Origin of the sequence: Paenibacillus sp. S28 (genome assembly GCF_016624415.1) — a bacterium.
In the GTDB taxonomy this organism is placed as follows: domain Bacteria; phylum Bacillota; class Bacilli; order Paenibacillales; family Paenibacillaceae; genus Paenibacillus_AQ; species Paenibacillus_AQ favisporus.
Genome location: NZ_JACVTM010000001.1, coordinates 905314 through 915201 on the forward strand (window position 1 = coordinate 905314; position 9888 = coordinate 915201).

The window sequence follows — 9888 nt, forward strand, 5'->3', positions numbered from 1 at the left end:
AGGAAGTAGTTCAATCACAAGATCGAGCGAGGTGTACCTTGACATGGATAAAGATATCGCCATTATCGGTATGGCATGCCGGTTTCCGGGCGCGCAAAACTACGATGAATTTTGGGACAATTTGAAGGAAGGGCGTTCCAGCATTCAGGAAATTCCGAAGGAACGCTGGGACTGGCGGGATTATTGGGGCGACCCCCAGTCCGGCAAAAACAAAAGCAACAGCAAGTGGGGCGGGTTTATTCGTGATGCAGATGCCTTTGACCCAGCGTTTTTCGGCCTTTCCGCTCGCGAGGTCGAAGTTACGGATCCCCAGCAGCGAATCATGCTTGAGTTGTCGTGGGCGTGCCTGGAGGATGCCGGGGTGCGGCCGTCGGAAATTTCCGGCGAAAAAATCGGCGTTTACATGGGTGTCTTCAACTTCGATTACAAAGGGCTCCAGGAGAGCTCCAACCAGACGATTGAAACCTATCATTCAATCGGGACGGCCTCGGCGGTCATTGCCAACCGGATCTCTCATTACTTCAATCTGAAAGGTCCCAGCTTTCCGATCGACACTGCTTGTTCCAGCTCCTTCAACGCCATTCATGCCGCAGCGCAGTCGCTCCAGCTGGGTGAATGCCAAATGGCGCTCGCGGGCGGCGTCAGTCTGATCCTGACTCCGTCGCGCCATATTTCCTTCTCCAAGGCAGGCATGCTGTCGCCAACCGGTTCGTGTAAAACGTTCGATGACAGCGCGGACGGCTACGTACGCAGCGAAGGGGCGGGGGTTGTCCTGCTGAAGCCGCTGAACCAGGCGGTCGCGGACGGCGATCCGATTTACGGCGTCCTGAAAGGAAGCGCGGTGAACCATAGCGGCAAAACCCACACGCTGACTTATCCAAATCCGGACGCGCAGGCGGAGGTCATCGTCGAAGCTCACCAAAAAGCGGGAATTCCCGTTGATAGCATCAGCTATATCGAAGCCCATGGCACGGGTACACCGAAGGGGGATCCGATGGAATTCCACGGACTGGTCCAAGCTTTCGAGAAGCTGCGGCTTGACCAGGATCCCGCACTGGAGACCCCTGGGAACTCCTGTGGCCTTGGCTCTGTGAAAGCAAACATCGGACACCTGGAATCGGCTGCAGGCATCGCAGGTGTGATCAAAGTGCTGATGTCCATGAAGCATAAACAGCTCCCCGGTCTGCACAATTTCAAAAAGCTCAATCACCGCATTTCGATGAAGGGCACCCCTTTTTATATCGTAGATGGGCTTAGGCCCTGGGAGGCTCTAACCAGTGATACAGGCGAAGCTTATCCGAGGCGGGCGGGGATCAGCTCCTTCGGTTTCGGCGGAACCAACTCGCATGTGGTGCTGGAGGAAGCTCCGCCAAAGAAGCGGACGGTCAGCAGAAAACTGCCGTACTGCATGGTCTGTCTGTCGGGAAAAACCGAGGAAGCCCTGGGCCGGAGACTTCGGGATCTTCTGCAGTGGCTGGAACGCCAAGATGAGAGATATACGCTAACCGACATCAGTGCCACACTCCTGCTTCGGCGGGAGCATTTTGGGATTCGGGGTGCCTTTATCGTTCGGGATATCCGTGAACTGCGGAATAAAATCACCCAGGTGTTGGCCGGGAATGATGCCGAAGGCTGGTTGACGGCAAAAGTACCTCCGAACAGACCCGAGGATACGCTGGCGTTCGAATCGCGGGGTAACGCATTAATAAAGGATCTTCGCGCTTTGAAAAAGAGCGATGCGGAAGAGTATGAACGGAAGCTGAAGGAGATCGCTGATTTATATGTCCATGGATACGAAGCGGACTGGAAATCGATCTTTCCCGCTTCCGGATGGAAGCATGCCCATCTTCCGACGTATCCTTTCGCAAGAGAACGGTACTGGCTTCCCGAAGTGAACGACGCAGCCGCTGGCGGAATGGCTGCGGGTGAGGGCGTTCAGGCCCAAGCCATTCATCCGCTGCTTCATACCAATACTTCGGATTTAAGGGAACAGCGCTACAGTGCCGCCTTTACCGGACAGGAATTTTTTCTGGCGGATCACCAAGTGAACGGGGAACGGATTTTTCCCGGGGTGGCTTACTTGGAAATGGCGCGAGCGGCCGTGATCTGTGCTTCCAGAAGGGAACGTAATCGCGAGGCGGCGGTGTCGCTTCGGAACTTGGTTTGGTCCGTGCCCGTCAAAGCCGGTGCAGATCCGGTTCGGATTCATATCGGACTTCATCCGGAAGGACATGATCAGGTGGCGTTCGAAATCTACAGCGAAAACGAAGCAGACGCCGATGAACTTACGATACATAGCCAAGGTACGGCTTATTTTGTTCAAACCGATCCAGGGCCGGCTGCTCCCGTTCGGGAGATCGCGGAACAAGCGCAACTCTCCCGTTTCACCGCGGAACGCTGCTATGCTTACCTTCGTTCCATAGGGCTTGATTACGGTCCTGCTCTTCGCGGAATTGCTGCGGTGTATCCAGGCAAGGAGGATACGGAGCTGTTTGCGAAGCTGTCGATCCCGGAGTCCATTCGGGAACGGAACAGTCCGTGGGTCCTGCATCCGGCCATGATGGATTCCGCGCTGCAGGTGGGCGTTCTTCTCCTGAATGGTTTTTTTCAGTCCCAAGAGGAGGAACCGCAAACTCCAGGCCAAATGTGGCTCCCTTTTGCCTTGGACGAGCTCCTGATTTTGCAGCCGTGCCAAGATGAAATGTGGGCCCGGATTCGGTACAGCAAGGACCATCACCCGCTTCATCAGGTGCGTAAGGTCGATCTGGATTGGATGGATGGCGAGGGAAACGTCTGTGTAAGCATAAATGGGCTATCTTGGAGGCATTCGGCCGGGCAGCAGGCAGCAAGGTCTAAAGACACGAACGGAACGTTCCCCGATTCCGGATTGCTTCTCATGGAACCGTTTTGGAAAGAGGAATCCCCGGCACTGCAGTTCGGGACAAACAGCTATCGGGAGCACTTGATCGTATTATGCGGTTGTCCGGAGGATTGGGCGGGGCGATTTGCCAAAGGCATGGATACGGCGAGAATTCTGGATTGGCAAAATAGTGGCGAAAGATGTGATGAACATATCCGCGATTACGCCGAACGTTTGCTGAGAGAGCTGCAGCTTCAGATCGAAGATAAAACGCCGGGACGCGTGCTTATTCAACTGATGTTCATGCGGAGAGGAGCGGACTCGCTCTTGCAGGGCTTGGGCGGCATGCTGAAAACCGCTATCCTGGAAAATCCAAAGTTAACCGGGCAAATGATTGAAGTGGACACAGATGCAACGCCGGATAAGGCGATGGAATATATCAGAGCGAGTATGCAGGATACCGGCCGGTTCCACATCCGATACTTACACGGATCCCGTTCTGTAATGGACTGGAAGTCGGTGGAAGCTAAAGCGGAGCCCATGCCGAATCCGCAGCCCTGGAAAAATGGTGGCGTTTATGTCATTACCGGCGGCTTGGGAGGGCTCGGCTTCCGCTTTGCCAAGGAAATCGGCGCGCGTGTAAAGAATGCCACGATCATCCTGTCTGGCCGGTCATCAATAATCGATCACAACAACATGATGCTGGAAGAACTGCGTTCGCAAGGGACGCTCGTGGAATATGTTCAGTCGGACATAACGGATAAGGACGAAGCCCATCGGCTCGTGCAAAAGATTGTCCAGTCACACGGAACGATCAACGGCATCATCCACGCTGCGGGTCTGATTCGGGATAGCTATCTCATCCATAAAACCGTTGGCGAGCTGCAAGACGTACTGGCTCCGAAGGTGACAGGTCTGATCAATCTGGATGAATCGAGCCGCCATGTGGACCTCGATTTTTTTGTGATGTTTTCTTCCGTATTCGGTCCGATCGGGAATTCGGGCCAAGCCGATTACTGCACGGCCAACGCCTTTATGGATGCTTATGCCGCATATCGGGACGCGCTTGTGAGCTCAGGCGAACGGAGCGGACATACCTTGTCGGTCAATTGGCCTTTATGGAAGGACGGTGGCATGCAGGTCACCGAGTCCATTGAACGCAGCATGCTTGCGGAGCTTGGCATGGCAGCCATGCAAAGCGGAACGGGATTAGAGGCATTTTACCAGGCTTATGCCTCCGGCGCGAACCAAGTCCTGATCGTAGAGGGCAACCCAGGCTTATTCTACTCCCGGCTCACGCGCTCCGCCGATCTTTCGGATGAAGCGGTTCCGGATCGGAGTCTGATTCAACCGGACAGCGAAATCCGGCCAGCCGGTTATTCTTCGCCGCAGCTTTTGCAGGAACAATCGGAGAGCTTGCTGAAGCAGCTCATTTCCGGCGTCTTGAAAACGCCGGCATCCCGGATCGATGCCGAAGCACCGATGGAGCAGTACGGGATTGATTCGATCATGACGACCCAATTGACCCGCGAACTGGAAAAGACGTTTGGTTCCTTGTCTAAAACGCTCTTTTTTGAGTATCAAAATATCCGTGAGCTGACAGGCTACTTCTTACGGGAGCATCGGGATTCGATGCTGAAAGCCCTTGGAGGAGAGGAGCGGGCTTCGGCTTTACAAGTCCAAACCACGGAATCCAAGGTTCCGGTTGACATGGACGATGACGGTCAAGGACTTCTCCTTGCCAACCGGCGCCGTCCAAGGTTTGTTGCACAGGAGACCGCCAGAACGGCGGGCGCGGGCAGTGTCTCAGGCCGTTTTGATGTCGCCGTCGTCGGGGTGGCTGGCCGTTATCCCGGAGCGGGCAATGTCAATGAATTTTGGGAAGTGCTTAAGAAAGGAAGGGACTGCATTACGGAGATCCCGGACGAACGCTGGGATTACCGCATGTATTTTGACGAGGACCGGACGAAACCCGGGAAGGCTTACAGCAAATGGGGAGGCTTTATCGATGGGGTGGACTTGTTTGATCCGCTCTTTTTTCATATCTCTCCGCGCGAAGCCGAATTGATGGATCCTCAAGAACGTCTATTCTTACAATGTGTCTATGAAACGATGGAGGATGCCGGATACACCCGGGACGCATTAGCGGATTCGGGAACGGTCGGTGTCTACGTGGGATCCATGTATCAGGAATACCAACTGTACGGAGCACAGGAGCAGGCGCATGGGCGTCAGATCGCGCTGCCTGGATTGCCGGCGTCGATCGCCAACCGCGTGTCGTATTTTTGCAACTTCCATGGCCCAAGCCTGACGATAGATACGATGTGCTCATCCTCGCTGACGGCCATTCATCTGGCCTGCCAGAGCCTGCAATCGGGTGAAAGCGATGTCTGCTTCGCGGGTGGAGTCAATGTATCCATCCATCCCAATAAGTATTTGTACCTTTCCCAGGGCCAATTCATTTCCAGCAGGGGACGGTGCGAAAGCTTCGGACAGGGCGGAGAAGGTTACGTTCCGGGCGAAGGAGTCGGCGCCGTTCTGCTGAAACCCTTGGCCAAAGCCGTCGAAGACGGTGATCAAATTTATGGGGTCATCAAGGCAACGGCTATCAATCATGGGGGGAAAACGAACGGTTATACCGTCCCGAATCCGAATGCACAAGCAGAGGTCATAGGGAAGGCGATCCGAAAAGCGGGCATACATCCCCGCGCGGTCAGCTACGTGGAAGCACACGGAACCGGTACGGTGCTGGGCGATCCCATCGAAATAGCCGGGCTCCAGCAAGTATTTAAGCAGGCGACGGAGGATGCTCAATTCTGTGCCATCGGATCGGCCAAGTCGAATATCGGGCATTGTGAAAGCGCTGCAGGAATCGCCGGGTTGACCAAGGTTTTGCTTCAACTCAAGCATAAGCAAATTGTGCCTTCCCTGCACTCCTCCGTCCTGAATCCCAATATTGACTTTGAACGATCGGCGTTTTTCGTTCAACAGGAATTGGCCGAATGGATTAGGCCGCTCCTGAATTTGGACGGGCGCTTGACCGAATACCCCAGAATCGCCGGGATCTCCTCTTTCGGGGCTGGGGGTTCGAATGCCCATTTGGTTGTCGAGGAGTACATTCCTGCGTTTTCCGAAATCGAACGGAAATCGGCACAAAGCGCAGATCCGTTTATGATCGTGCTGTCCGCCAGGACGGAAGAGCAGCTGAAAGAACAGGCCCAAAGACTGCTTCTGGATGCGGAAAGCCGGCATTATGGCGATGAACGGCTGCCGGATTTGGCTTACACGCTGCAAACCGGACGCGAAGCGATGGAGGAACGGCTTGGCCTGATCGTGAAAACCGTGGACGAGCTAACGCTTAAACTGCGCGTTTTTCTGGATGGCGATCACGAGTCTGAGGGGATCTATTGCGGGCAAGTTAAACGGAATAAGGATACGATGCAGATTTTTTTCCGGGACGAAGAACTTCAGGAAGCCATATGGAAATGGATGGAGCGCAAAAAGTACGGCAAACTGATGAACCTTTGGGTCAAAGGCCTTCAGGTGGATTGGAACAAGCTGTACACGGAGTTTCGGCCAAGGAAAATGAGTCTGCCGACGTACCCGTTCGCACGGGAACGTTATTGGGTTCCAGGATGGAAGCCTGCAGGTGAACTTCATCCAATTGCTGCGAATTTCGGTCAAAACGAGATCCGTCCCGTCGAATCCCAGCGCAAGGCGGGGTTCTGGACCAAGCAATGGACGCCGGCTCCCCGGGAGAATGGTGTCTATAAAGGGAAAGGAAGAGGCGTGGCCGTCGTAGCGACATCCGAAACGATGTCTTTGGCCCGGCAAGTATCGGACCGCATCGAGGGGGCGGTGATTTTGGAAGTGGACACCGGAGAGCTGTCCCATCCGTCGGTTGAGCGTGAGACATTCGAAGGGGTTATTGATCTGGCAGGCTGTGGTCCATCCCCACTTCGGCCGGTGGACTGGATGGAGTGGATTCAGCAGCAGATCGAATCCCGGGACCAGGATGGGCTTCGAATGTTATGCGTTACCCGCAGCCTGGAGTCCTTTCAAAATCCAACCGTCAATCTTGCCGGCGCTGACCGTGCCGCACTTTACCGCATGCTGCAGTATGAGTACAGCCGGCTCGTATCCTGGCATATGGACGGAGAAACCGTCGCTTCCGACGAAGAGCTGGCTGAACAAATCGCTGCAGAATATAAATCAGGAAGCCTGGATACCGAGGTCTGCTACCGGAACGGAATCAGGTATCGGACCTATCTCGGGGAATCCCTCGGCAGGAAGCGGGAAGAATCCGGCTCTAGCCGTGGTTCTTTTGCGTTCCCTAAAGAGCATGTGCTGTGGATTACCGGAGGTACCCGAGGGCTTGGTTACGCTTGCGCCCGCCACTTTGTGCAGGAATACGGCGTAAGGAAGCTGGTGCTGACCGGTAGGGAAACGCTCCCTCCCCGGGAGGAGTGGCACCGGTATCTCGCCCAAGATACGAGCATCGGGCATAAAATCCGCGATTTGCTTGAACTTGAGTCACTGCAAGCGGAGGTGCATGTCCTGTCGGTGTCTTTAACCGATGAAGCCGCATTGCAACACGCCGTGGATGACACGAAGCTCCGGATCGGTCCCATTGGTGGCGTGATCCATTGCGCCGGGATTGTCGACGTTCACAACCCAGCGTTTATCCGAAAATCGATTCAAGGGATCAAGACGGTATTATCGCCTAAAATGGATGGTCTTCAATCCTTATATAACGTGATGAAAGGAGAGGAGCTTAGCTTTTTCGTCCTGTATTCATCGGTTTCCGCGGCGATTCCATCGCTGGCGGCTGGACAAAGCGATTACGCAGCGGCCAACGCTTATATGGATTACTTTGCCGAATCCAAGCGGCACGAATGCCCGTTGGTCAGCATTCAATGGCCAAGTTGGAAGGAGACCGGCATGGGTGAGGTCAGAAACAAGGCTTACGATGAGTCCGGACTGTGGAGCCTGACCAATGAAGAAGGAATGCAGATGCTCGATTCGATATTGACCACAGATTTCGGAGCGGTAGTGCTTCCAGCATCGGTGCGTCCGTCCGCATGGAAACCTGATGCGCTGCTTCGGCTTTCTTCCCGGATGGAGCGGAAAGCGGAGCGCCACAATCCAGGCATGATGCGCAGCGGAGATCCGATAACGTCCGCGCGTGCAGGTAACCTGGATAACCCGCATCTGATGATAGCGTCATGGTTGAAGGAACTTCTTGCGGAAGAGCTCAAGATCGATTCCGTCAAGCTGGACACGGAAACTTCGTTCCAGGATTACGGAGTAGATTCCGTCATGCTGGCCCAGCTTCTGCGGAGATTGAACGATCTGTTGAACGCAAACCTGGAGCCGACGCTGCTGTTTGAGCATCCGCACATCGAAGCTCTTGCTGCCTGGCTCGTCAAGCATCATCCGGACCAAGCCATGTTAGCCGCTAGTCATTCGTTGACTGCGGATGCTGTGCCCTTGGCGATGCTTCCTGATGGGGATCACGGCGTATTGACAGCATCGGCTCCGGCCAAGCAGGGATATGCAGATCTCGGGGAGGATACACGCGCTTCGGGCTGGGATGATTATCCGGTTGAAACAGGCTCTCATCGAGCGGAGCCTGCTGCCTCGTCAGATATCGCCGTGGTCGGCATGTCATGCCGATTTCCCGGGGGCGAGTCGCTGGAAGAGTATTGGGACCTGCTGAACGATGGAAGATCAGCCATCCGCCGGATGCCAAGCGAACGATGGGGCTATTCAAGCGGATACGATGCAGGATGGCTGAACGATATTGAAGGCTTTGACGCTTCGTATTTTCTGATCCCGGAAGCCGATGCCAGAGCCATGGATCCTCAGGCACGGATGCTTCTCGAGGAGAGCGTCAAGCTGATTTGCCATGCGGGATATACTCTGCAGGAAGTGAAGGGAAAACGGTACGGGGTTTATCTCGGGGCCAGAACACAGCATTCCCCCGAGGCGTCAGCGCTGATGCAAGCCCGCAACCCAATTGTTGCCGTCGGGCAAAATTATTTGGCGGCGAACATTTCGCAATTCCTTGATTTCAGGGGACCGAGTCTGGTGGTGGATACTGCCTGTTCGTCCTCCCTCGTCGGTTTGCACATGGCCGTTCAGGCGCTTAAAAGCGGGGACATTCAAGGAGCGGTAGTTGGAGGCATTCATCTGTTAACGAGCGATCAAGCCCATCGAATTTTTGATCAGCGCGGCATTTTGAATGCATCCGGGCAGTTCCATCTGTTTGACGGGCGATCCGCCGGCATCATTCCAGGGGAAGGGGCAGGCATGGTGCTGCTGAAAACGGTAGAGCAGGCTCTCGCGGATGGCGACCGGATCTATGCGGTCATCCAAGGCATCGCCGTCAACAATGACGGACGGACCGCCGGACCGGCGGCTCCCAATCTCCAGGCCCAGCGGGAAGTTCTTCGGGAAGCCTTGGTCAAAAGCGGCAAAAAAGCGGAAGACATCACTTACATTGAAGTCAACGGGTCAGGTACCGAAGTGACCGATCTGCTCGAGCTGAAGACGATTCAATCGATTTACAGGAACGACTCGGAGGTACCGCTGGCGCTGGGATCGATCAAGCCTAATATCGGCCACCCGCTGTGCGCGGAAGGCATTGCCGGCCTGATCAAAGTAGTCCTCATGCTTCATCACGGGAGCATCGTTCCGTTCCTATCCGGTCAACAACCGATGGCCCATTTCGACCTGCAGGCATCCCCGTTTTATTTCGAGAGGGAAGCCACCGCTTGGGAGCGGAAATCGAAGTTGGCGGCCCTGAACTGCTTCGCCGACGGAGGAACGAATGTCCATGTCATTTTAGAGGATGCCGCAGTTTGGTCTGGAGCTCGTAAGGAGCGCGATCCGCTCCCGGTTCCGGAATGGGAAAGACGGCCAAAAAAACAAGATGTAGAGCGGGAGCTGACAAGTCCCGACGAGAATCCGCCATCCGCCGAACCGCAGCTTATCTTTTGGGAAAGATTCGACTAGGGGGGAGCCAA

The 9888-nt window shown here is 55.0% G+C and carries 1 protein-coding gene; it reads left to right on the forward strand.

The annotated features are described in order from the left end of the window. Positions 1 to 43: 43 nt before the first annotated feature. The gene (locus tag IAE55_RS03955) at positions 44 to 9877 is read left to right on the forward strand and encodes an SDR family NAD(P)-dependent oxidoreductase (protein WP_200630982.1); all 9834 of its coding nucleotides are present in this window, start codon (positions 44 to 46) and stop codon (positions 9875 to 9877) included. Positions 9878 to 9888 lie beyond the last annotated feature (11 nt).

Coding starts and splice junctions, on each gene's coding strand:
- IAE55_RS03955 (WP_200630982.1), top strand. CDS start 44: ATGGATAAAGATATCGCCATTATCGGTATGGCATGCCGGTTTCCGGGC.